This window comes from Pseudomonas sp. HN11, assembly GCF_021390155.1.
Lineage (GTDB): Bacteria > Pseudomonadota > Gammaproteobacteria > Pseudomonadales > Pseudomonadaceae > Aquipseudomonas.
In genome coordinates this window covers 4,717,058-4,739,595 of record NZ_CP089985.1, presented here as the reverse complement: position 1 = coordinate 4,739,595, position 22,538 = coordinate 4,717,058, and the positions used below count along the sequence as shown (strand labels likewise).

At 59.9% G+C, this 22,538-nt stretch carries 20 protein-coding genes; 9 read left to right on the top strand and 11 right to left on the bottom strand.

Annotated elements, in window-relative coordinates; all coding sequences use genetic code 11:
- Window position 1: 1 nt before the first annotated feature.
- Window positions 2-1,528 carry an NCS1 family nucleobase:cation symporter-1 gene (locus LVW35_RS21520; protein WP_233891949.1) on the bottom strand — a complete coding sequence of 509 codons (1,527 nt, stop codon included), beginning with the start codon at window positions 1,526-1,528 and terminating at the stop codon, window positions 2-4.
- 344 nt (window positions 1,529-1,872) lie between these two features.
- Complete coding sequence (locus LVW35_RS21515; protein WP_233891948.1) at window positions 1,873-2,607, bottom strand: phosphoadenylyl-sulfate reductase; 735 nt, start codon at window positions 2,605-2,607, stop codon at window positions 1,873-1,875.
- A 152-nt stretch (window positions 2,608-2,759) separates the two neighbouring features.
- On the opposite strand from LVW35_RS21515, the gene thrH reads away from it, so the two are divergent.
- Window positions 2,760-3,377, top strand: coding sequence for a bifunctional phosphoserine phosphatase/homoserine phosphotransferase ThrH (gene thrH, locus LVW35_RS21510; RefSeq protein ID WP_233891947.1), 618 nt, complete (start codon window positions 2,760-2,762; stop codon window positions 3,375-3,377).
- Between the two features lie 104 nt (window positions 3,378-3,481).
- On the opposite strand, the gene LVW35_RS21505 is transcribed toward thrH, so the two are convergent.
- The 6 genes from LVW35_RS21505 to rloA form a co-directional block, all read right to left on the bottom strand.
- Window positions 3,482-3,838: a helix-turn-helix domain-containing protein gene (locus LVW35_RS21505; RefSeq protein WP_233891946.1), complete on the bottom strand. Its 357-nt coding sequence runs from the start codon at window positions 3,836-3,838 to the stop codon at window positions 3,482-3,484.
- Window positions 3,838-4,140, bottom strand: coding sequence for a type II toxin-antitoxin system HigB family toxin (locus tag LVW35_RS21500; protein WP_233891945.1), 303 nt, complete (start codon window positions 4,138-4,140; stop codon window positions 3,838-3,840). The genes LVW35_RS21505 and LVW35_RS21500 overlap by 1 nt, the downstream gene beginning before the upstream one ends.
- Window positions 4,141-4,369: 229 nt before the next feature.
- Window positions 4,370-5,713, bottom strand: a complete 1,344-nt coding sequence (gene pabB, locus LVW35_RS21495) for an aminodeoxychorismate synthase component I (protein WP_233891944.1) — start codon at window positions 5,711-5,713, stop codon at window positions 4,370-4,372.
- 101 nt (window positions 5,714-5,814) lie between these two features.
- The gene (locus LVW35_RS21490; RefSeq protein ID WP_233891943.1) at window positions 5,815-6,801 is read right to left on the bottom strand and encodes an alpha-L-glutamate ligase-like protein; all 987 of its coding nucleotides are present in this window, start codon (window positions 6,799-6,801) and stop codon (window positions 5,815-5,817) included.
- Window positions 6,801-8,333 carry an osmotic stress tolerance membrane protein RloB gene (gene rloB / locus LVW35_RS21485; protein ID WP_233891942.1) on the bottom strand — a complete coding sequence of 511 codons (1,533 nt, stop codon included), beginning with the start codon at window positions 8,331-8,333 and terminating at the stop codon, window positions 6,801-6,803. The genes LVW35_RS21490 and rloB overlap by 1 nt, the downstream gene beginning before the upstream one ends.
- Window positions 8,334-8,338: 5 nt before the next feature.
- Complete coding sequence (rloA, locus tag LVW35_RS21480; RefSeq protein WP_233891941.1) at window positions 8,339-8,875, bottom strand: retropepsin-like aspartic peptidase RloA; 537 nt, start codon at window positions 8,873-8,875, stop codon at window positions 8,339-8,341.
- Between the two features lie 272 nt (window positions 8,876-9,147).
- Here rloA and LVW35_RS21475 point away from each other — a divergent pair, with 272 nt between their 5' ends.
- The 8 genes from LVW35_RS21475 to LVW35_RS21440 all read left to right on the top strand — a co-directional run bounded on the left by LVW35_RS21475 (window position 9,148) and on the right by LVW35_RS21440 (window position 19,784).
- The gene (locus LVW35_RS21475) at window positions 9,148-9,858 is read left to right on the top strand and encodes a GntR family transcriptional regulator (protein ID WP_021491516.1); all 711 of its coding nucleotides are present in this window, start codon (window positions 9,148-9,150) and stop codon (window positions 9,856-9,858) included.
- Complete coding sequence (prpB, locus tag LVW35_RS21470) at window positions 9,858-10,751, top strand: methylisocitrate lyase (protein ID WP_021491517.1); 894 nt, start codon at window positions 9,858-9,860, stop codon at window positions 10,749-10,751. The genes LVW35_RS21475 and prpB overlap by 1 nt, the downstream gene beginning before the upstream one ends.
- A gap of 40 nt (window positions 10,752-10,791) precedes the next feature.
- Window positions 10,792-11,919 carry a bifunctional 2-methylcitrate synthase/citrate synthase gene (prpC, locus tag LVW35_RS21465; RefSeq protein WP_233891940.1) on the top strand — a complete coding sequence of 376 codons (1,128 nt, stop codon included), beginning with the start codon at window positions 10,792-10,794 and terminating at the stop codon, window positions 11,917-11,919.
- A gap of 77 nt (window positions 11,920-11,996) precedes the next feature.
- Complete coding sequence (gene acnD / locus LVW35_RS21460) at window positions 11,997-14,591, top strand: Fe/S-dependent 2-methylisocitrate dehydratase AcnD (RefSeq protein WP_233891939.1); 2,595 nt, start codon at window positions 11,997-11,999, stop codon at window positions 14,589-14,591.
- 9 nt (window positions 14,592-14,600) lie between these two features.
- Complete coding sequence (gene prpF, locus LVW35_RS21455) at window positions 14,601-15,791, top strand: 2-methylaconitate cis-trans isomerase PrpF (RefSeq protein ID WP_233891938.1); 1,191 nt, start codon at window positions 14,601-14,603, stop codon at window positions 15,789-15,791.
- 86 nt (window positions 15,792-15,877) lie between these two features.
- A complete protein-coding gene (prpD, locus tag LVW35_RS21450; RefSeq protein ID WP_233891937.1) occupies window positions 15,878-17,362 on the top strand; it encodes a 2-methylcitrate dehydratase in 1,485 nt (494 codons plus the stop codon).
- Window positions 17,363-17,475: 113 nt separating this feature from the next.
- The gene (locus tag LVW35_RS21445; protein ID WP_233891936.1) at window positions 17,476-18,645 is read left to right on the top strand and encodes a hypothetical protein; all 1,170 of its coding nucleotides are present in this window, start codon (window positions 17,476-17,478) and stop codon (window positions 18,643-18,645) included.
- A gap of 227 nt (window positions 18,646-18,872) precedes the next feature.
- Window positions 18,873-19,784: a hypothetical protein gene (locus LVW35_RS21440; protein ID WP_233891935.1), complete on the top strand. Its 912-nt coding sequence runs from the start codon at window positions 18,873-18,875 to the stop codon at window positions 19,782-19,784.
- Window positions 19,785-19,857: 73 nt separating this feature from the next.
- On the opposite strand, the gene LVW35_RS21435 is transcribed toward LVW35_RS21440, so the two are convergent.
- The 3 genes from LVW35_RS21435 to LVW35_RS21425 are packed head-to-tail and all read right to left on the bottom strand — an operon-like array spanning window position 19,858 to window position 22,533.
- Window positions 19,858-20,586 carry an alanyl-tRNA editing protein gene (locus LVW35_RS21435; protein WP_233891934.1) on the bottom strand — a complete coding sequence of 243 codons (729 nt, stop codon included), beginning with the start codon at window positions 20,584-20,586 and terminating at the stop codon, window positions 19,858-19,860.
- 2 nt (window positions 20,587-20,588) lie between these two features.
- The gene (locus tag LVW35_RS21430; RefSeq protein WP_233891933.1) at window positions 20,589-21,581 is read right to left on the bottom strand and encodes a serine O-acetyltransferase; all 993 of its coding nucleotides are present in this window, start codon (window positions 21,579-21,581) and stop codon (window positions 20,589-20,591) included.
- Between the two features lie 37 nt (window positions 21,582-21,618).
- Window positions 21,619-22,533 carry a PLP-dependent cysteine synthase family protein gene (locus LVW35_RS21425; protein ID WP_233896530.1) on the bottom strand — a complete coding sequence of 305 codons (915 nt, stop codon included), beginning with the start codon at window positions 22,531-22,533 and terminating at the stop codon, window positions 21,619-21,621.
- Window positions 22,534-22,538 lie beyond the last annotated feature (5 nt).

Genomic DNA, 22,538 nt, shown 5'->3' with positions numbered 1-22,538 from the left:
ATTAATGACTGACGTTATCGACTGCAATGCTTTCGCCGCTGACATCGGCATAGAACGGCTGACGCTTGGCGATCAGCAGGTACAGCAACCCTGCAATACCGGCGCCAAACATCCAGGAAAACGGCGAGACGCTGGCGAAACCGGGCAGCAGCGCCAGGAGAATGGCAATCACGGCTGCGGGAATGAAGGCCGCTACCGCGCGTAAATTGATTCCACGGCTGTAGTAATAAATGCCGTTCGGGTCTTCGCTATACAGCTGCAATACGTCCACCCGGCTTTTACGGATCAGCCAGTAATCGACCATGATCACCCCGTACAGCGGCCCCAGCAGAGCGCCCAGGCCGGAAAGGAAATACACGATCACCAACGGGCTGTTGTAAAGATTCCACGGCAGGATCAGCACCGCGACGGTGGCGCTGATCAACCCGGCGCGGCGGAAGTTCAGGTACTTGGGCGCCAGGTTGCTCAACACAAAGGCCGGTGCGACGAAGTTGGCCATGATGTTCACCGCGACGGTGACGATCAGGAAGGCCAGGCAGCCAAGCACCAGGAAAAAGGTGCTCGGAATCGCCGCGATGATTTCGGTGGGGCTTTCGATCACGCGGCCATTGAGCTGGAACTGACCACCGCACAGCAGCACAGTGATCGCGGCAAACACCAGGATATTCACCGGCAGGCCCCAGAAATTGCCGACCAGGATGGTCTTGCGGCACGGCGAAGAGCGGGCGAAGTCGCAGAAATTGAGGATCAGCGTGCCGTAGATCGCCAGCCACAGCGCGCCGCCGGCAAAGATATTGCGCCACATCTCGCCGCCGCGCAGCGGTTCGCGGATCGACCAGGCGATGTTACCGCCGGTCTGGAAATACATCCAACCGGCCAACGACGCTACCGTCAGCAGAATCACCGGCCCGGCGAAGCCTTCGTAGCGGCGCACCATCTCCATGCCATAAGCCAGGATCACCAGCTGCACCAGCCAGATCGCCACAAAACACGCCCAGCCGAGGGACGACAGGCCGAGGATCGAGTCGTGATCGTAGTCGGCAAACCCCGGATGAATTGCCGTCAGCAGCACGCGGAAAACCACCGACGCCAGGTAGGTCTGGATACCAAACCAGGCAATCGCAATCACCGCGCGGATCAACGCCGGAATCTGCGCGCCATGAATGCCGAAGCTGATGCGGCTGATCACCGGAAAGGGCACGCCGGTCTTCTGCCCCATGTATCCCGACAGGTTCATGAAGAAGTACACCAGCGCCGCGCCGATACCGAGTGACAACAGAATCTGCCAGCCACCCAAGCCCAAGGCATACAAGCCAATGGCGAAGGAATAGTTGGCGATGTTGTGCACGTCATTGGTCCACAGCGCAAAGATGCTGTAGCGCCCCCAGCGCCGGCCTTCGACTTTGGTGGGTGCCAAGTCTTTGTTGTGCAGGCGTGGGCTGAGCACCAGCGGGCCTGGCTCGATGGCTTCGGGCTTCAGGGAGGAGGGCAGATCCAGTGCGATGTTGTTCGAGAGGCTTGTACGCATTCCGGCAGGCTCCAGCGCATCGGCAGCCAAGCCGCAGATGGCAAAGTGTATGTAGGTTTTGTATTTATTGTATACAAAGCGCATTTCACCTTAAGCCACTTGCGTGCCAGCTTGTGATCTATGAAAACTGTGGGTAATTTCGTTTTTATAGGCGAAGGAAATAACTAGCTGAATTCAAAGCGATATAAATTGACCGTTTGAACAGCTATTTATTTTGTTGGGTGAAGTGTGTGCAAAACAGCGAGGGTGTTGAGGCGGGGAAGAATGTAACTTTTCGGTGCGTAATTTTATAAGTGCACACAAGAATGGCACTAATGGTGACATTCTTGTGTACAGATCGAGGGTCATGCCTTACTGATGATATTCCCCGCATGCAGCCCGCATTCCTTCTGCGTGGCTTCCTCCCACCACCAGCGGCCTTCGCGCTCATGCTGGTTCGGCAACACCGGTCGGGTGCAGGGCTCGCAGCCAATGCTGATGAAGCCGCGCTCATGCAAGCTGTTATACGGCAGCTCCAGCATGCGGATGTAACCCCAGACTTCCTCACTGGTCATCTGCGCCAGCGGGTTGAACTTGTACAGGGTGCGTTCCGGGGTGGAGAAGGCTGTGTCGATTTCCAACGCCGCCACCTGGCTGCGGGTACCGGGGCTCTGGTCGCGACGCTGGCCGGTGGCCCAGGCATTAACGCCCGCGAGTTTACGGCGCAGCGGCTCGATCTTGCGCACGCCGCAGCATTCGCCATGGCCGTCCTTATAGAAGCTGAACAGGCCCTTCTCTTTGACGAAAGGTTCCAGCTTGCTCTGGTCCGGCGAGATCAGCTCGATGTCGATTTTGTAGAACTCGCGCACCTGCTCGATAAACCGATAGGTCTCCGGGTGCAGGCGGCCGGTGTCGAGGCTGAATACCCTGACGTTCTTGTTCAGCTTCCAGGCCATGTCCACCAGTACCACGTCCTCGGCACCGCTGAAGGAAATCCACAGGTCATCACCGAACTGGCTGAACGCCAGCTTGAGAATATCCTGGGCGGATTTGTTGGCGTAAGTCGCGGCGAGTTCAGCGACGTCGAAGGCTTGGTTCATCAGGACGGTTCCTACAGGTCAGTGGCGCTGAGCGCTCTATAGGGGAGCGATGGTATCAAAATCCGCTCTGCGTTGCGGCGGTCAGCTTGAATCGCTAGAGTTCGGCAGTCCTTTTGCTCGCTCAACCAACAACATACAAATGGGAGTGTCTTGTGGAAATTGCCTGTCTCGACCTGGAAGGGGTGCTGGTTCCGGAAATCTGGATCGCCTTCGCCGAAAAAACCGGTATTGAATCCCTGCGGGCCACCACCCGGGACATTCCCGACTACGACGTACTGATGAAGCAACGCCTGCGTATCCTCGATGAGCACGGGCTCAAGCTCGCCGACATCCAGGCAGTGATCGCCACCCTCAAGCCGCTGGACGGCGCTGTCGAGTTCGTCAACTGGCTGCGCGAGCGCTTCCAGGTTGTGATCCTGTCCGACACTTTCTATGAATTCTCCCAGCCGCTGATGCGCCAACTGGGTTTCCCGACCCTGCTGTGCCACCGCCTGATCACCGATGAAACCGATCGTGTGGTGAGTTACCAGCTGCGCCAGAAAGATCCGAAGCGCCAGTCGGTATTGGCATTCAAGACCCTCTACTACCGCGTGATCGCCGCCGGCGATTCCTACAACGACACCACCATGCTGGGCGAAGCCGACCGTGGGATTCTGTTCCATGCGCCGGAAAATGTGATCCGTGAATTCCCGCAGTTTCCGGCGGTGCATACCTTTGAGGATTTGAAGAAAGAGTTCATCAAGGCCTCGAATCGGCAGCTGAGCCTATAGCCCCATCGCAGGCAGGCCAGCTCCTACATTTGAATGGGTTCACACGTCAAAATACTGTGGGAGCCGGCTTGCCCGCGATGAGTCCCTTACTGACGCCGAAGATCTCAGATGCCAGCCAGCAACCGCTCATAAGGAATACTCAAGCCTTCGTGCAAGCGCTTGATCATCGACAAGCTCAACTTGCGCTTGTGATTGAGCACTTCGGACACTCGCCCGCTCGTCCCGATGAAGGGCTCAAGATCACGGGCGGTCATGCCCAGTTGCTCCATGCGAAATTTAATCGCTTCCACAGGGTCCGAGGGCGGCATCGGAAAATGCTCTGCCTCGTACTTTTCAATAAGGACAGCAAGAATTTCCAGCTCGTCCCCCTCAGGTGAGCCAATTTCCGCTCCCCATAGCTGCTCTACACGCGCAAGTGCCGCGGTAAGGTCTTCTTGGGAATGTATAGGTTTGATGTTCATCACACGGTCTCCGCGTTGATCTGGTCGTACTGCGCGTGAGTTCCTACGAAACGTATGAACCCAAGCTGGCGCTGATAATCGATCGCCATGATGATCCGGTACTTGTTACCGCCCACGTTGAAGGCAACCCTGCCACTTTTAAGGATGCTTGCCGTTCTTAGCTCTGCTTTGAGCGCTTGCGGCGTTGGGTAAGTCGCTCTTTCCATATGGCGGTACAGCTCGATCAGGGGTGTCCTGGCGTCGGAATAGGCTGGATGGCTTTCCCAGAATATTCGTAGGGTTGAGAGAGCGATCATGCGCATCGCGCTGACCTCCCAATTTGGGAGAATATAGGTGCGGTTGGATGGAAATGCAATCCTGGAAACAATTTCTGACGAGTAAGCAGTCGGTTCATGTGATCCCTCACAGACGGCTAATGGATGGTCCGAGCCGGACGCTATCGTCCGGCTCGAATACAGTCCATAAACGTTCTGATTCAGGTTTTTTCCTGTCGGCCGGCGCTGTCGACGAGAGCCAGGAGAGGCTTGGCTGCTACAGGTTTTCCAGCGTGTGTAACAACACCCGCACCTTGGTCAGCGACTCCTGATACTCCGCTTCCCACTGCGAATCCGCCACGATCCCACCGCCGCCCCAGCAGCACACCTGGCCATCCTTCACCAGCAGGCTGCGGATGGCGATCGAGCTGTCCATCTCACCGCGCACATCCAGGTACACCAGCGAGCCGCAGTACAGCCCGCGTCGGGTCGGTTCCAGTTCGTCGATGATCTGCATGGCGCGGATCTTCGGCGCGCCGGTGATGGAGCCACCAGGGAAGCTGCCGGCGATCAAGTCGAGGGCGTCTTTGTCGTCGGCCAACTCACCCGTCACGCTGCTCACCAAGTGGTGCACGTTGGGGTAGCTTTCCAGGCTGAACAGCTCAGGCACGCTCACCGAACCGGTGCGGCAAGTGCGGCCGAGGTCGTTGCGCAGCAGGTCGACGATCATCAGGTTTTCGGCGCGGTCCTTGGGGCTGCCCAACAGTTCGGCGGCGTTGGCGGCGTCTTCTTCAGGTGTCAGACCGCGGGGGCGGGTGCCTTTGATCGGGCGGGTTTCGACGCGGCGCTCGCTGATATGCACGAAGCGCTCGGGCGACAGGCTCAGCACGGCGCTGTTGTCCGGCAGGCTCTGGAATCCGGAAAATGGCGTCGGGCAGGCTTCGCGCAGGGCGCAGTAAGCGACCCAGGGATCGCCAGCGCATGACGCTCGGAAGCGTTGGGCGAAGTTGACTTGATAACAGTCGCCGGCCTGGATGTAGTCCTGGATACGCATGATTGCTTGGCGGTAACTCTCGGCGGTGAGGTCCGGCGCCATCGGGCCGTCAAGCTTGAATGACGCCGGGTTATCGGCCACCGGCTGGCCGAACAGGGTGATCAAGCGTTGTTGCTCGCTTTCGGCCAGTGCCGGATGAAACACAAGCTGGCTGGTCTGGGTCTGGTGATCACTGATCAACGCCCAGGCATACAACCCGAAACGCGCATCCGGCAGGTGCAGATCATCTGCAGCAAGGTGCGGCATTTGTTCAAGGTGCCGACCAAAGTCATAGCTCAGGTAGCCGATCAACCCGCCGGCAAATGGCAACTCAAAACCGGCCGGTAGATCTGCTTCGCCCAGTTGCGTGAGGTTTTCCCGCAAACGTTGCAGGAAATCACTCCCGCTTTCGTCGGGCGATACCGTCAACGTCGCTTGCGGCCAGGCGCTCAGCAGGTCATAACGGCCGCGTTCGGCTGCCGGTCGCCCGCTGTCCAGCAGCACCGCGCCAGGCGCATGGCGAATCGCTGCAAAATACGCAGCGGGGTTGGCCAGGTAAGGCAGTGGGTATACAGAACAGGTCGACATGAGGGGCCTTGGCGGCAGCGGCAAGCGTCAAGCTTTGAGCTGCAAGTTAAAACACGGTTGCGCATTCTTGCAGCTTAAAGCTTGCAACTTGAAGCTGTTTTCTACCCTTCTACAGGCGGAATGTGCCCAAACATTTCCTGCACGAACTTCACCCGCTCTTCCGGCGTTTCCGTCACGCCAGCGGCTTTCAGCTCTTGCAGGCGCGCCTCTACTGCATGAGTGCGCAGCGTCAAACCGCAATCATTGGCAATCTGGATATTCAGCCCCGGCCGCGCATTCAGCTCTAGGATCAGCGGGCCTTTCTCCTGATCCAGCACCATGTCCACGCCGATATATCCCAGCCCGCAAAGCTCATAGCAACCGGCCGCAAGCTTCATGAACCCGTCCCAGTTGGGCAGTTGCACGCCATCCACCGCGTTGGTGGTGTCGGGGTGTTTGGTGATGATGTTGTTCAGCCAGGTGCCGCGCAGGGTCAGCCCAGTGGCCAGGTCCACACCCACGCCGATGGCGCCCTGGTGCAGGTTGGCCTTGCCGCCCGACTGCCGGGTCGGTAAGCGCAGCATGGCCATCACCGGGTAGCCCATCAGCACGATGATGCGGATGTCCGGCACGCCTTCATAGCTGATGCTCTTGAAGATCTGGTCAGGCACCACGCGGTATTCGATCAGCGCGCGATCACGGTGGCCGCCGAGGGAATACAAGCCGGTGAGGATGCTGGAGATCTGATGTTCGATCTCTTCGTGGCTGATGATCTTGCCGGACACCGTGCGATAGCGCCCTTCGAAACGGTCCGCCACCACCAGGATGCCGTCGCCGCCAGCGCCCTGGGCGGGCTTGATCACGAAATCGCTGCGTCCGCCGATGATGTCGTCGAGCTTGTCGATTTCCTTCTCGGTGGAAATCACCCCGTACATTTCCGGCACATGAATGCCGGCGGCCAGGGCGCGCTCCTTGGTGATGATCTTGTCATCCACGATGGGGTACAGGCTGCGCTTGTTGTACTTGAGCACGTAGTCGGCATTGCGCCGGTTGATGCCCATGATCCCTCGCGCTTCCAGGGCTTTCCAGGTCTTCCAGAAGCCGAACATTACTGATCAGCCTTCAGGAAGGCTTTGAAACGCACCAGCTCGGTCAGACGGTAGCCGCGATAACGCCCCATGGCTAGCATGAAACCCACCAGAATCAGCAGGACCGCCGGAAAGGTAAACACGAAGTACACCAGCTCCGGCACGCTCATGATCAGGTGCGCCAGGGACGCGGCGAACAGCGTACCAATCGCCACTTTCAGCGCATGGTTGGCGCCGCGTTCTTCCCAGGTGATCGACAGGCGTTCGATGGTCATGGTCAAAATTACCATCGGGAACAGCGCCACCGACAACCCGCGCTCCAGCCCCAGCTTATGGCTGAACAGGCTGATAGCCGCGATCAGTACCACCACGAACGTCAGCACCACCGATAGCCTCGGCAGCATCTGCAATTTCAAGTGTTCCAGGTACGACCTGAGGGACAGCCCCAGCGCCGTGATAACCGTAAACAGCACAATGCCGAAGCCCAACTGCGTCTCGCGAAACGCCAGGGCGATCAGCACCGGGGTGAAGGTGCCCAGGGTCTGCAGGCCGATCAGGTTACGCAGGATCAAAATCACCAGCACGCCGATCGGGATCATCACCATGATCATGAAGGTCTGCTGGGTTTGCAGCGGCAGGCCGTACAGCGAGTATTCGAGGAAGTTGGCGTCGGTGTTCTCATCAGTCAGCTTGGCCAGGCGAATCGCGTTCATCTCGCTGTTGTTGAGGCTGAAAGTCACCATGGCCTTCTTGCCGCCATCGACGGTGATCAGGTTTTCATCACCGGTCCACCACAGCAGGCGGTCGGTGGGCAGGCCTTGTTCACCGGTTTCCGGGTTGAAGTACAACCAGTCGTTGCCATTGAAGCTGCGCAGCCACAGTTCCGGGGTTTGCGGCTGGTCGGCCACCAGGCGAATGGTATGGACCTTTTCCACCGGGACATGGGCGATGGACAGCAGCAACTCGACGATCTTGGCCTTGTGCGGGATGGAAGGGTCGCCCGCCAACAGCAGCTTCACATTGTCGTCATTGAGGTTGTTGGTACGCTTAATGGCTTCACTGATAAACGTCTCGACGTCGGCCGAGTGCTGGCGGATCGGCGCCAGCAAAGCTTCGGCGGCGATCTTTTCCGGGCCTTCCACGGCAATGCTGTCGCGGAAGGTCGGACCCTTGATCTTGATCTTTTCGCCGCTGTACCGCTTGGTCAGGACCAGGCGGTAATACAAGGTCTGGTTGCCCTTGGCGCGGCGTGCCGACCAGGTCACCTTGCGGTTGCCATCGGTGCGGTTGACGCTTACGCCGTAATTGTTCGAGATGAAACTCTCGTTGAGGCTGACGAAGTCGCGGCTCAGAGGCGGCACGAACATCTGGATTTTTACCGGGTCTTTCGGGTTGGCGACGAACTCGACCTTGGCGTCGATGTTCCACAAGTCGTCGGTGGCGTCCTCGGTGACGGGGATCCCCAACACGAAGATCTGATAGGCGGTGACCGAAATACCCAGCACCACCAGGATGGTGATCAGGATTTTCAGGTGCAGGGTGAGAGAGCGCATTCGGTTTACTCGGCGGTATGAGCGTCGGCGGCGCAGGCGGGTTTGCCTGCTGCGTATTTAAGACTGGGGTCGACCAGCGCATCAAAGCGTTTCAGCGCTTCGGAGCCGATCAACAGCGGATATTGGAATGCGCTGCGGTCAGTCAAGTTCACTTCGATGCTGCGTAAAGCAGTGCCCATGCAGATATCCAGGGCAATCACCGGACGGGCGGTGTAGTTCTTGTCCTCATCGGGGTCGTAGTCACCGGCACGGCGCTTGATCTTGCTGACGCGGGCCAGGGGGCGTTCGATGGGGTGGGAATGCGCGGTGTCGATGGCCAAGTAGAAGCGCACCCAGGATTCGCCGTTGCGCTTGAAGCGCTTGATATCACGGGCACTGAGGGAAGCGGTCTTGGCACCGGTGTCCAGTTTGGCGGCGACTTCCAGGTCGATACCGGCCAGCTGGGCGTATTCGTTGAGGCCATACACGGTCTTCTCGGCGGCGACGCCAAGGCTCGGTGCGGTCAACAGGCAAATCAATGGAAGGAAGGGCTTGAGTCTCATAAATCCCGAGGCGGTGCAGTGCGATGTTCAATTCAAGGCGACTGGCATTACTGCGCAAGCTCCCTCGTGCGCCGTTTCATCTCGCGATGTCAGGCAAAAGTGGCGTGCATTCTAACATGATGCTTTTTTGGCGCCAGCGCTGGCAGGCGGCCATGCCCCGCTAGAGTGCAATAGCAGTTATTAGACGATTGTCGACAATGTGGATTTATTCTTTGACTATCCAGGGCTGATTGGCTAGTTTTTGCGACATTGCTTTTAAAGGTGTCGACAATATGTTGGATCAGCTGGAATCCCCAGTGGTGGCGCAAGACGATTCCCAGACCATGTCCGAGAACGTCTTCCGGCGTATCCAGGCCGCCATCGTCAAAGGCGAGATCGCCCCCGGCAGCAAGATCTCAGAGCCGGAACTGGCACGCACCTACGGCATCAGCCGCGGCCCGTTGCGCGAAGCGATCCATCGTCTGGAAGGCCAGCGCCTGCTGGTTCGCGTACCTCATGTCGGCGCTCGGGTGGTTTCATTGAGCCACGCCGAGTTGGTTGAACTCTATGAAATCCGTGAATCCCTCGAAGGCATGGCCTGTCGCTTGGCTGCCGAGCGCATGACCGACGCGGAAATCGAAGAACTGCGCCAGGTGCTGCACACGCATGAGCGCGACGAAGCCTTCCAGGCCGGCCTCGGTTATTACCAGCAAGAGGGCGACTTCGATTTTCATTACCGGATAATTCAAGGCGCCGGTAACCGCACCCTGACCCAGATGCTCTGCGGCGAGCTGTACCAATTGGTGCGCATGTACCGCATCCAGTTCTCCGCCACCCCCAATCGTCCACGCCAGGCCTTTGCCGAACACCACCGTATCCTTGACGCGATTGCCGATCGCGACGGTGAACTGGCCGAACTGTTGATGCGCCGTCATATCGGCGCGTCCAAACGCAACATTGCCCGTCACTTCCCGGACGGCACTGCCCAATCACGAGGTGAATGATGAGTTCCAATAATAAGACGACTCCAGGCCAGCGTTTCCGTGACGCGGTCGCCAGCGAGCACCCTTTGCAAGTGGTCGGTGCGATCAATGCCAACCACGCGCTGCTGGCCAAGCGCGCCGGTTTCAAGGCGATCTACCTGTCGGGAGGCGGTGTGGCCGCCGGCTCCCTCGGCGTCCCGGACCTGGGCATCACCGGCCTGGACGACGTACTGACCGACGTGCGCCGCATCACCGACGTCTGCGACCTGCCGCTGCTGGTGGACGTCGACACCGGGTTCGGCTCCTCGGCGTTCAACGTGGCGCGCACTGTAAAGTCGATGATCAAGTTCGGCGCCGCTGCTATCCACATCGAAGACCAGGTGGGCGCCAAGCGCTGCGGTCATCGCCCGAACAAGGAAATCGTGTCCCAGCAGGAAATGGTCGACCGTATCAAGGCTGCCGTGGATGCGCGCACCGATGACAGCTTCGTGATCATGGCGCGCACCGATGCCCTGGCCGTTGAAGGTTTGGAGTCTGCCCTGGAACGTGCCGCCGCCTGCATCGAAGCTGGCGCCGACATGGTGTTCCCGGAAGCCATCACCGAACTTGAGATGTACAAGCTGTTCGCCTCCCGTGTGAAGGCGCCGATCCTGGCTAATATCACCGAGTTTGGCGCTACCCCGCTGTACACCACCGAACAGTTGAAATCTGCCGATGTTTCCATCGTGCTGTACCCGCTCTCGGCCTTCCGCGCCATGAACAAGGCCGCCGAAAACGTCTACACCGCGATCCGTCGCGACGGTACCCAACAGAACGTGATCGACACCATGCAGACCCGCATGGAGCTTTACGATCGCATCGACTACCACACCTTCGAGCAGAAGCTCGACGCGCTGTTCGCAGCCAAGAAGTAACGAACGGCCTCCCTAATAAATTCAAGATTGGAGAAAGAACATGGCTGAAGCAAAAGTACTGAGTGGCGCCGGCCTACGTGGCCAGGTGGCCGGGCAGACCGCACTGTCCACCGTCGGCCAGGCCGGCGCCGGCCTGACCTATCGCGGCTACGACGTGCGCGAACTGGCCGCCGATGCGCAGTTTGAAGAAGTGGCCTATCTGCTGCTGTACGGCGAACTGCCGACCAAGGCCGAACTGTCCGCCTACAGCGACAGGCTGAGCAAGCTGCGCGACCTGCCGCAAGCGTTGAAGGAAGTGCTGGAACGCATCCCCGCCGACGCCCACCCGATGGACGTGATGCGCACCGGTTGCTCGTTCCTGGGCAATATCGAGCCCGAGAAAGATTTCAGCGCGCAGCATGACGTCACCGACCGCCTGCTCGCCGCCTTCCCGGCGATCATGTGCTACTGGTACCGCTTCAGCCACGACGGCAAGCGCATCGATTGCGTGACCGACGAGCCTTCCATTGGTGGTCACTTCCTGCACTTGTTGCACGGCAAGAAGCCGAGCGAGCTGCACGTCAAGGTGATGAACGTGTCGTTGATCCTTTACGCCGAGCACGAATTCAACGCCTCGACCTTCACCGCCCGTGTGTGTGCGTCGACCCTGTCCGACCTGTATTCCTGCATCACCGCCGCCATCGGCTCTCTGCGTGGCCCGTTGCATGGTGGTGCCAACGAGGCGGCGATGGAAATGATCGAGCGTTTCGGTTCGGCTGAAGAAGCGGTCGAAGGCACCCTCGGCATGCTGGCGCGCAAGGACAAGATCATGGGCTTTGGCCACGCGATCTACAAAGACAGCGACCCACGCAATGAAGTGATCAAGGGCTGGTCGAAAAAGCTCGCTGACGAAGTGGGTGACAAGGTGCTGTTTCCGGTTTCCGAAGCCATCGACAAAACCATGTGGGAACAGAAGAAGCTGTTCCCCAACGCCGACTTCTACCATGCCTCGGCGTACCACTTCATGGGCATCCCGACCAAGCTGTTCACCCCGATCTTCGTGTGCTCGCGCCTGACGGGCTGGGCCGCGCATGTGTTCGAGCAGCGCGCCAACAACCGCATCATTCGTCCAAGCGCCGAATACACCGGCGTAGAGCAGCGCAAGTTCGTGCCAATCGAACGTCGCTGAGTGGAGAAACCGCTGATCCCGGGGTGAAACCAGGATCCGTTGACTCCTTTTGCAATCACCGTGACCGAGTCCTGACGATGAACACTGAATTCCGCAAACCGCTTCCCGGCAGTCGCCTGGATTACTTCGACGCTCGGGCGGCTGTCGAAGCAATCAGCCCCGGCGCCTACGCCACCTTGCCTTATACCTCCCGCGTCCTCGCCGAAAACCTGGTGCGTCGTTGCGACCCGGCCACCCTCAATGCGTCCCTGAGCCAACTGATCGAACGCAAGCGTGACCTCGACTTCCCGTGGTTCCCGGCGCGCGTGGTGTGCCATGACATTCTCGGCCAGACGGCGCTCGTCGACCTCGCCGGCCTGCGCGATGCCATCGCCCAGCAAGGCGGCGACCCGGCCCAGGTCAACCCTGTGGTGCCGACCCAGCTGATCGTCGACCACTCCCTGGCCGTCGAAGCCGGTGGTTTCGACCCGGACGCGTTCGAAAAAAACCGCGCCATCGAAGACCGCCGCAACGAAGACCGTTTCCACTTTATCGAGTGGACCAAGAAAGCCTTCAAGAACGTTGATGTGATCCCGCCCGGCAACGGCATCATGCACCAGATCAACCTGGAGAAAATGTCGCCGGTGATCCAGGTGCGTGACGGTGTGGCGTTCCCGGACACCTGTGTCGGCACCGACAGCCACACCCCACACGTGGATGCCTTGGGCGTCATCGCCATCGGCGTCGGCGGCCTGGAAGCGGAAAGCGTAATGCTCGGCCGCGCCTCGTGGATGCGCCTGCCGGAAAGTGTCGGCGTGGAGCTGACCGGCAAGCTGCTGCCGGGTATCACTGCCACCGACATGGTGCTGGCGCTGACCGAGTTCCTGCGTAAGCAAAAAGTCGTCGGCGCCTGGCTGGAGTTCTTCGGCGAGGGTGCTTCGGCGTTGACCCTGGGCGACCGCGCAACCATCTCCAACATGGCCCCGGAATACGGCGCTACGGCGGCGATGTTCTATATCGACCAGCAGACCATCGCCTACCTCAAACTCACCGGCCGTGAAGACGAACAAGTCACACTGGTCGAGCAATATGCTCGCCACACGGGCCTGTGGGCCGATGACCTCAAGGGGGCGCGATACGAGCGTGGCCTCACCTTCGACCTGTCCAGCGTCGTGCGCAACATGGCCGGTCCCAGCAACCCGCATGCCCGCGTTGCCACCAGCGACCTGGCGTCCAAAGGCATCTCTGGCCAGTGGGACGAAGTGCCAGGGCAAATGCCCGACGGCGCGGTGATCATCGCAGCCATCACCAGTTGCACCAACACCAGCAACCCACGCAATGTGATTGCCGCCGGCCTGCTGGCGCGCAATGCCAACAAGCTAGGGCTGACGCGCAAGCCGTGGGTCAAATCGTCCCTGGCGCCCGGCTCGAAAACCGTGGCCATGTACCTGGAAGAAGCGGGCCTGGGCCATGAGCTGGAAAAACTCGGCTTCGGCGTGGTGGCGTTTGCCTGTACCACCTGCAATGGCATGTCCGGCGCGCTCGATCCAGTGATCCAGCAGGAAATCATCGACCGTGACCTGTACGCCACCGCCGTGCTCTCGGGCAACCGCAACTTCGATGGGCGGATTCACCCGTATGCCAAGCAGGCCTTCCTGGCGTCGCCGCCGTTGGTAGTGGCTTATGCGATTGCTGGCACCATCCGTTTCGACATCGAAAAAGACGTGCTCGGCCTCGACGCCAACGGCAAGGAAATCCGCCTGCAGGACATCTGGCCGAGCGACGAAGAGATCGACGCGGTGGTCAAGGCCTCGGTCAAGCCGGAGCAGTTCCGCGCGGTGTATATCCCGATGTTTGCCATCCACGAAGACACCGGCCCGAAAGTCGCGCCGCTGTATGACTGGCGCCCGCAAAGCACCTACATCCGCCGCCCGCCGTACTGGGAAGGCGCGCTGGCCGGTGCCCGTCCGCTCAAGGGCATGCGCCCGCTGGCGGTGCTGCCGGACAACATCACCACCGACCACCTGTCGCCGTCCAACGCGATCATGCTCGACAGCGCCGCCGGCGAATACCTGGCGAAAATGGGCCTGCCGGAAGTCGACTTCAATTCCTATGCGACGCATCGTGGCGACCACTTGACTGCGCAACGCGCGACCTTCGCCAACCCGAAACTGTTCAACGAGATGGTGGTTGAAAACGGCACGGTCAAGCAGGGTTCCCTGGCGCGGATCGAGCCGGAAGGCCAGGTTACGCGAATGTGGGAAGCCATCGAGACCTACATGGAGCGCAAGCAGCCGTTGATCATCATTGCTGGCGCCGACTACGGCCAGGGTTCGTCCCGCGATTGGGCAGCCAAGGGTGTGCGGTTGGCAGGCGTGGAAGCGATTGCCGCCGAAGGTTTCGAGCGTATCCACCGCACCAACCTGGTGGGTATGGGCGTATTGCCGCTGGAGTTTCTGCCTGGCACCGACCGCAACACACTGAAAATCGACGGCAGCGAGACTTACGACGTGGTGGGTGCCCGAACCCCGCGCGCGCAATTGACGCTGGTGATCAACCGCAAGAATGGCGAACGTGTCGAAGTACCGGTGACCTGTCGCCTGGACACCGCCGAAGAAGTGTCGATCTACGAGGCGGGCGGCGTGTTGCAACGTTTTGCCCAGGACTTCCTGGAATCGGCGGCGACGGCCTGAGAGGACACCATGACACACGTAGCGCAAATCAAGATACCCGCCACCTACATGCGCGGCGGCACCAGCAAGGGCGTGTTTTTCAGCCTCGAGGACCTGCCCGAGTCGGCGCAGGTGCCGGGTGCCGCGCGCGATGCCTTGCTGTTGCGGGTGATCGGCAGTCCCGATCCCTACGACAAGCAGATCGACGGCATGGGCGGCGCCACCTCGAGCACCAGCAAGACGGTAATCCTGTGCAAAAGTACCCGCGCCGAGCACGACGTGGACTACCTGTTCGGTCAGGTCTCCATCGACAAGCCGTTCGTGGATTGGAGTGGCAACTGCGGCAACCTGTCGGCGGCGGTCGGTTCCTTCGCCATCAGCGCTGGCCTGGTCGACCCGGCCCGCGTCCCCCAGAACGGCGTGGCCGTGGTGCGGGTGTGGCAGGCCAATATCGGCAAGACCATCATCGCCCATGTGCCGATCACCGACGGCGCTGTACAGGAAACCGGTGATTTCGAACTGGACGGTGTGACCTTCCCGGCCGCCGAAGTGCAGTTGGAGTTCATGGACCCGGCGGCGGAAGAAGAGGGCGGCGGTGGTTCGATGTTCCCCACCGGCAACCTGATCGACGACCTGGAAGTGCCTGGCGTCGGCACCTTCAAGGCCACGCTGATCAACGCCGGTATCCCGACCATCTTCATCAACGCCGAAGACCTCGGCTACACCGGCACCGAGCTGCAAGGCGCAATCAACAGCGACCCCAAGGCCCTGGCGATGTTTGAAACCGTACGGGCCTACGGCGCGTTGCGCATGGGCCTGATCAAGCACCTGGACGAAGCCGCCCAGCGCCAGCACACGCCGAAAGTCGCGTTCGTGGCCAAGCCTGCGGACTACGTGGCGTCCAGTGGCAAGGCGATCAAGGCGGATGATGTGGACCTGCTGGTGCGTGCGCTGTCGATGGGCAGATTGCACCACGCGATGATGGGCACGGCGGCGGTGGCGATTGGTACGGCTGCGGCGATTTCCGGAACCTTGGTCAACCTGGCGGCCGGTGGTGTGGAGCGCAACGCGGTGCGGTTCGGGCATCCGTCCGGCACGTTGCGCGTCGGCGCAGAGGCCACACAGATGAACGGCGAGTGGGTGGTGAAGAAAGCCATCATGAGCCGCAGCGCCAGGGTGCTGATGGAAGGCTTCGTACGCGTCCCCGGTGACGCGTTTTAACCCCCAAAAACGGGCAATCAGACCCGCCATGACACTTCAACCCTGACCTGAGGATGGAACAACCCCTAACCTTTTGGAGTACTGCCATGAGCACCAACGTCGACCAGAACAACCGCCCCGACTACGACCAGGTCCTGCAGGACATCGCCGACTATGTCCTCACTTACCGGATCCATTCCCAGGACGCACTGGACACCGCCCGCAACTGCCTGATGGACACCTTGGGCTGTGGTCTGTTGGCCCTGCGCTTCCCCGAGTGCACCAAGCACCTGGGGCCGATCGTCGAGGGTACGGTGGTGCCGTTTGGCGCTCGGGTGCCGGGCACTTCCTTCCGGCTCGACCCGGTGAAGGCGGCCTGGGACATCGGTTGCATCGTGCGCTGGCTCGATTACAACGACACCTGGCTCGCTGCCGAATGGGGGCACCCCTCGGACAACCTCGGCGGCATCCTCGCCGTGGCGGATCACCTGTCGCAAAAACGCGTGGCCAATGGTGACGCGCCGCTGACCATGCGCGCGGTGCTGGAGGCGATGATCATGGCCCACGAAATCCAGGGTGTGATGGCCTTGGAAAACTCCTTCAATCGCGTCGGCCTTGACCATGTGTTGCTGGTGAAAGTCGCCTCCACGGCGGTCACCGCCAAGCTGATGGGCGCCAACCGTGAGCAGTTGCTGGCGGCCTTGTCCCATGCGTTTGTCGATGGGCAGGCATTGCGCACCTACCGGCATGCGCCGAATGCCGGTTCGCGCAAATCATGGGCGGCGGGGGATGCGTCGAGTCGAGGCGTGCGTCTGGCGGATATCGCCTTGCGTGGCGAGATGGGCATTCCTGGCGTACTGAGCGCGCCACAGTGGGGTTTCTACGACGTGCTATTCAGCCACACCAACAAGGACCTGGCGCTCAAGCCGGAGGACAAACGCGCGTTCAGTCTGTCCCAGCCCTACGGCACCTATGTGATGGAGAACGTGTTGTTCAAAATCAGTTTTCCTGCCGAGTTCCACGCACAAACGGCCTGTGAGGCGGCGGTGACCTTGCACCCATTGGTGAAAGATCGTCTGCAGGAAATCGAACGTATCGTGGTCACTACCCATGAGTCGGCGATTCGCATCATCTCCAAGGTCGGCCAACTGGCCAACGCCGCTGATCGCGATCATTGCCTGCAGTACATGACAGCCGTGCCGTTGGTGTTTGGCAAGCTGGTGGCCGAGCAGTACGAGGACGAATTCCACGCCGCCCATCCAATCATCGATCAGTTGCGGGAAAAGATGGCCATCGTCGAAGACCCACGTTACAGCCGCGAATACCTGGAGGCGGACAAGCGCTCCATCGCCAATGCCGTGCAGGTGTTTTTCAAAGATGGCACCAGCACTGAACAGGTGGTAGTTGAATACCCGATAGGTCATCGCCGTCGCCGGGTCGAGGGCATTCCGTTGCTGGAAGACAAGTTCAAGGCCAACCTGGCCACACGGTTTACCGCACAGCGCAGTGCCGAGATTTTTGCGTTGTGCAAGGACCAGGCACGGCTTGAGGCGACGCCGGTGAATCGGTTTGTGGAAGCGTGGGTGATCTGAACGCGCGTTTTGATGGGTGGCATTGACACGCTTTTAGGCTCAGGTTCCTACACGTGGGGAACCATTTTCAGATAGTTGCCAATCAGGTATCAGACGGCCCGCAACGGGCCGTTTTGAATACATCCCATGAACCTGAGAGGCACTGTATGACCAGTGTAAACAATCAACATTACGCTCCTTATCCCACCCACTGTGAGAGGCCCCCTAAGCCGAAGCGCATTTGCTATGAAGTCGGTGCCGAAGTGGGTGCCAATACCAACAGCCAAGGTCATTCAACACCGTCCCACAAGCCGATGAACTCGCAGCAACGTGGCCGGCTTTCAGCCCATAGCCAACTGCAAAACCAGCTTGCCGACTCAACACGGGCATTAGTTACACCTCGGCCATCCCCTCTGGCCAAAGCGCTGGGTGAGTTCAAGCAGGAGGTACAGAACCAGCATGCCCTGCAAACGCTCGCAAAAGAGACGCATGACCTGCTCGCGCCTCGGCCATCCCCTCTGGATAAGGCGCTGGGTGAGTTGAAGCAGGAGGTACAGAACCAGCATGCCCTGCAAACGCTCGCAAAAGAGACGCATGACTTGCTCGCGCCTCGGCCATCCCCTCTGGATGAAGCGCTGGGTGAGTTGAAGCAGGAGGTACAGAACCAGCATGCCCTGCAAACGCTCGCAAAAGAGACGCATGACCTGCTCGCGCCTCGGCCATCCCCTCTATGCAAAGCGCTGGGTGAGTTGAAGCAGGAGGTACAGAACCAGCATGCCCTGCAAACGCTCGCAAAAGAGACGCATGACCTGCTCGCGCCTCCGCCATCCCCTCTGGCCAAAGCACTGGGTGAGTTCAAGCAGGAGGTACAGAACCAGCATGCCCTGCAAACGCTCGCAAAAGAGACGCATGACCTGCTCGCGCCTCGACCATCCCCTCTGGATGAAGCGTTGGGTGAGTTGAAGCAGGAGGTACAGAACCAGCATGCCCTGCAAACGCTCGCAAAAGAGACGCATGACCTGCTCGCGCCTCGGCCATCCCCTCTGGATGAAGCGCTGGGTGAGTTGAAGCAGGAGGTACAGAACCAGCATGCCCTGCAAACGCTCGCAAAAGAGACGCATGACTTGCTCGCGCCTCGGCCATCCCCTCTGGATGAAGCGCTGGGTGAGTTGAAGCAGGAGGTACAGAACCAGCATGCCCTGCAAACGCTCGCAAAAGAGACGCATGACCTGCTCGCGCCTCGGCCATCCCCTTTGGATGAAGCGCTTGGAGAATTTAAGAAGGGGCATTTTTATGCCGTGTAAGGATCACGTACGGCTTGAGGCGACGCCGGTGAATCGGTTTGTGGAGGCGTGGATGATCTGAAAGCAGTGCTTTGACGGCTGACCCCGACACACTTTGCTATTCATACGTCCTACGTCCGTGGAACCCTTTTCAGATATCAGCCAATCAGGTAGCCAGATGGCCTGCGTTTCAGGTCGTCTGGCGAGCAATATTCGTGAATACAGCACCTGAATCTGAGAGGCCCTCCATGACCAGCGTAAGCAATCAACAATACGCGCCCTATCACGCCAACTATGAAATGCGCCCGAAGTCGGTGCCCAATTCAAACGAAACGGCTGAACCCCCCGCATCGCCCAGCACCGAGTCAAATTCTGCGCCCCCCCGCCAGCCGATGAACCCCCAGCAGCGTGGGCAGTTTTCATCACATCGCGGTTTGGTCAACTCGCCAGCATCCACCCCACAACCCAGCCCCGGTCAGCTCGCGCAGCTCTCTCAGGAAAACAATCAACTGCGTGACAAGTTGAACCAGCTGGTTGCTCAGTTCACACCCATAATCATGCAAATGCGACAGCAAGTGGCTGAGCTTACTCAACAACTCAACAAGATCGGAGAACCTGCAAAAGAGAACTCGCCATCAACCCCAGACGTTACCGAGAGATCGAAAAGTGGCGAATCGCCGCAGGCGAGCGCTCCGGTAGAAAATGCCCCCGTATCGGGGCAGGAGGTCCCTCGAAGCCTCAAGCATTTGACTGCCGAAAATAACCAACTGCGCGAAACTGTCGAGCGCTTGCAGACCCAGTTCACCGCGATAGTCAAACAGCTTCAACAACAAATACAGGAATTGAATCAAAAGATCGGCGGGCCAGGTACCCCACCCACTCAGACTGCTCCAGAGAACCCGGACGCGCACACGAGCTCCGACACTTCCTCGGACCCTGCTTCGGCCGGCGCAGACACCGTTACCAGCAACACCCAGCCGTCCACGCAAACGGATGAGCCCCCTTCGTCCGAGTCACGCACAGTTGATGAGCTCATGCACGACAACAAGGAGCTTCGCGCCCGTATAGATCAAATGATTACCGAGTTCACGCAGGTGATCTCACAACTGAAACAGCAAATAGAGGAACTGAGTGCCCGGGTTAAAACCCAGGCAGCGTGACGTCGCCGGTGACAGCCAGGTCAGTATGGGAAAGGCCAAGTCCGCTCATATTGACCGCGACCTGCGTGCCGTTTCACTCGAACCGCAAAATCACCCTGCGGTTATGCTTGCTCTTTTTCTCGATCTTCTCGCAGAACACCCGACCAATTTCTTCAGTGTTGGCCACGTGGGTGCCCCCACACGGCTGGATATCAATGCCGGCGACTTCAATCACCCTTACTGACCCCTGAATTACCGGCGGGGCCACGGCTTGTGTACGGGTGATTTGTAGCAGAGTCGAGTATTCGGAAGCCGGCATCGATAGGGTTTTTACCGGGTGGGCCTGTTCGATCAGCGCATTGAGGTCGCGGGTGATGCTGTCTTTATCGAGGGTCATTTCCGGCAGGTCGAAATCCAGTCGGCCCTTGTCCGCACTGATACTGCATCCGGTGACCGGCGCGTCGATGATCGAGCACAGCAGGTGCAGGCAGGTGTGCATTTTCATGTGCTGGTAGCGGCGGTCCCAATCGAGGCCGGCATCCACCTGTGCGCCTGCAGTCAATTGCGCGGGGCAGTGTTCCACCTGGTGCCAGATGATCGAGCGCAGCACCGGATCGCGCGCAGTGCCGGTCACTTCGACCCGCGTACCGTCCGCGAGGGTGAGGTGGCCGGTGTCGCCTGGTTGCCCGCCACCTGTGGGGTAAAACAGCGTGTGCTCCAGGGCGATGCCGTGTTCGCTGACGGCAATCACCCGGGCGCTGAAGGCATTCTGGTAGGGCGCGCTGTCGAACAGCGCCAGGGTTTCCATGGTGTGCACGGACATGTTCAACCTCCGACGATCAGTGGGCGGGCTTGCAGCAGGGAGCGCACCATGGCGCTCAAGCCAGGGGGAGAGAGCAGGGTGATCTCAAATTCCGGGCCGCAGACTTTCAGGTTCAGTGGCAAGCGCGGCAGCTGATTGCCTGCCTCGACGCGATGCAGGCGAAATTGCAGGTGGTGCCGCTCCTTGACCGTGGGCTCCAGCATTAGCCCCGGCAAGGGATGGAAATCGGCGTCCAGCACGGTCACTTTGTGGCTGGCGTTGATCTCGCCCACCACGTGCAAGCGCTCATCCAGGGCGAAGGCACCGAGGTAGTTGCCGTGGTCCGATTCATCGTTTTTTTGCAGCTGGATCTGGTTCACCACCTTCACCTTGGTGCCGGCGGGAACGTCCTGGGTGATCACGCAGGACGGGCTGATAAACACATTGTCGCCAATCAGCACATAGCCCAGCACGCGGGCGCCGGAGCCGACCTCGACGTTATTGCCCAGCCGCGGGTGACGCTTGCCATCTGGGTTGTTGGCGATGCCACGGGCGCCCAGGGTCACGCCGCAGAGGATGTAGCAGTCGTTGCCGATCTCGCAGGTTTCGCCGATCACCGTGCCGTACCCATGATCCAGCACGAAGCGTCGGCCAATGCGGGCTGCTGGGTGGATCTCGGCACCGGAAAGCACCTTGCCCTGGCTGCTCAGCTTGAGTGCAATGCGCGAAAACACGCCGTTGGTCTGGTCCGGGAAATGCCACACCAGGTGCGCCAGGCGGTAATACAGCACTGCCTTGAACGAGGCGTAGGACTCCAGGATCAGCTCGCCGCGCCCACGTGACGCCGGATCACGGTAGGCGTAGGCAATCAGGTCCTCAGCCACCGCCTGGGCCGCATTCTGGATCAGCGGGGCCAGGTGCGGTTCCAACTGCTTCATCTGGACGGGCGTGAGGGTCTTGATGAGGTGGGTCAGCAACTCATCGTGCAACTGTTGCATGTCGATAAAACCGCCCATGGAGGCACCCCCGCATTCTGGTTGGCTGGAAACCCGTTTATTCGAAACTGGGCAGGTAGCTGTCGGCATTGTCATAGACCATGGTCAGCACCACCGTTTCGGGCGGCAGTTCGGGGGCGAGCTTGGCGATGGCCACCATGTTGGCGGCGGACGACAGGCCCAGGCTGATAGCGTCGGTGCGCATGATGCGTTTCATCATATCGATGCAGTCCTGGCGCGAGACCTTGAGCATGCCGTCGATCACGTCCAGGTTGAGGATGCTGGGGATCAGCCCGATCGACAGACCCTGGATGTGATGCGGCGCGTGTTGGTTTTTCAGCAGGTCGCATTCTTCCGGTTCCACACCCATGACGCGCAGGGCTGGCCAGGCGGCTTTCAGGGTTTCGCCGATGCCGGTGATATGCCCCCCGGTGCCGATGCCGCAGACAAAGTAGTCGGCGCGTTGCTCGCCGAAGTCACGCAGAATTTCCGGTGCGGTGGTGTCGCGATGGGTCTGTGGATTGGCGCCGTTGCGCTGTTGGTTGAGCATCACGTAGCTGGGGTTTTCCAGCTGCAGTTCCATGCACTTTTCGCCATGGGAGTTGTTGCCCAGGCGGCTGTCCGACAGCACCACCTTGGCCCCATATAAACGCAGCAGCTTCTGCTTTTCCGGGCTGTAGTTATCGGGGATCACCAACACCACTTTATAGCCCAGCACATTGCCGGCCATGACCAGGCCGATGCCAGTATTGCCGCCGCTGGGTTCGATGATGGTTTGCCCGGAATCACGGATCAGCACGCCCCGGCGCTCGGCGTCGAGAATCATGCCCAGGGCGATGCGCGCCTTGTGGCTGCCGCCGGGGTTGAGGGATTCAAGCTTGGCGTAGACCTCGATGCCGAGGTCTTCGGAGAACTGCGCCAGGCGCACGATCGGCGTTTGGCCGATCACGTCGAGAATGGAGTTATGCAACATCATTC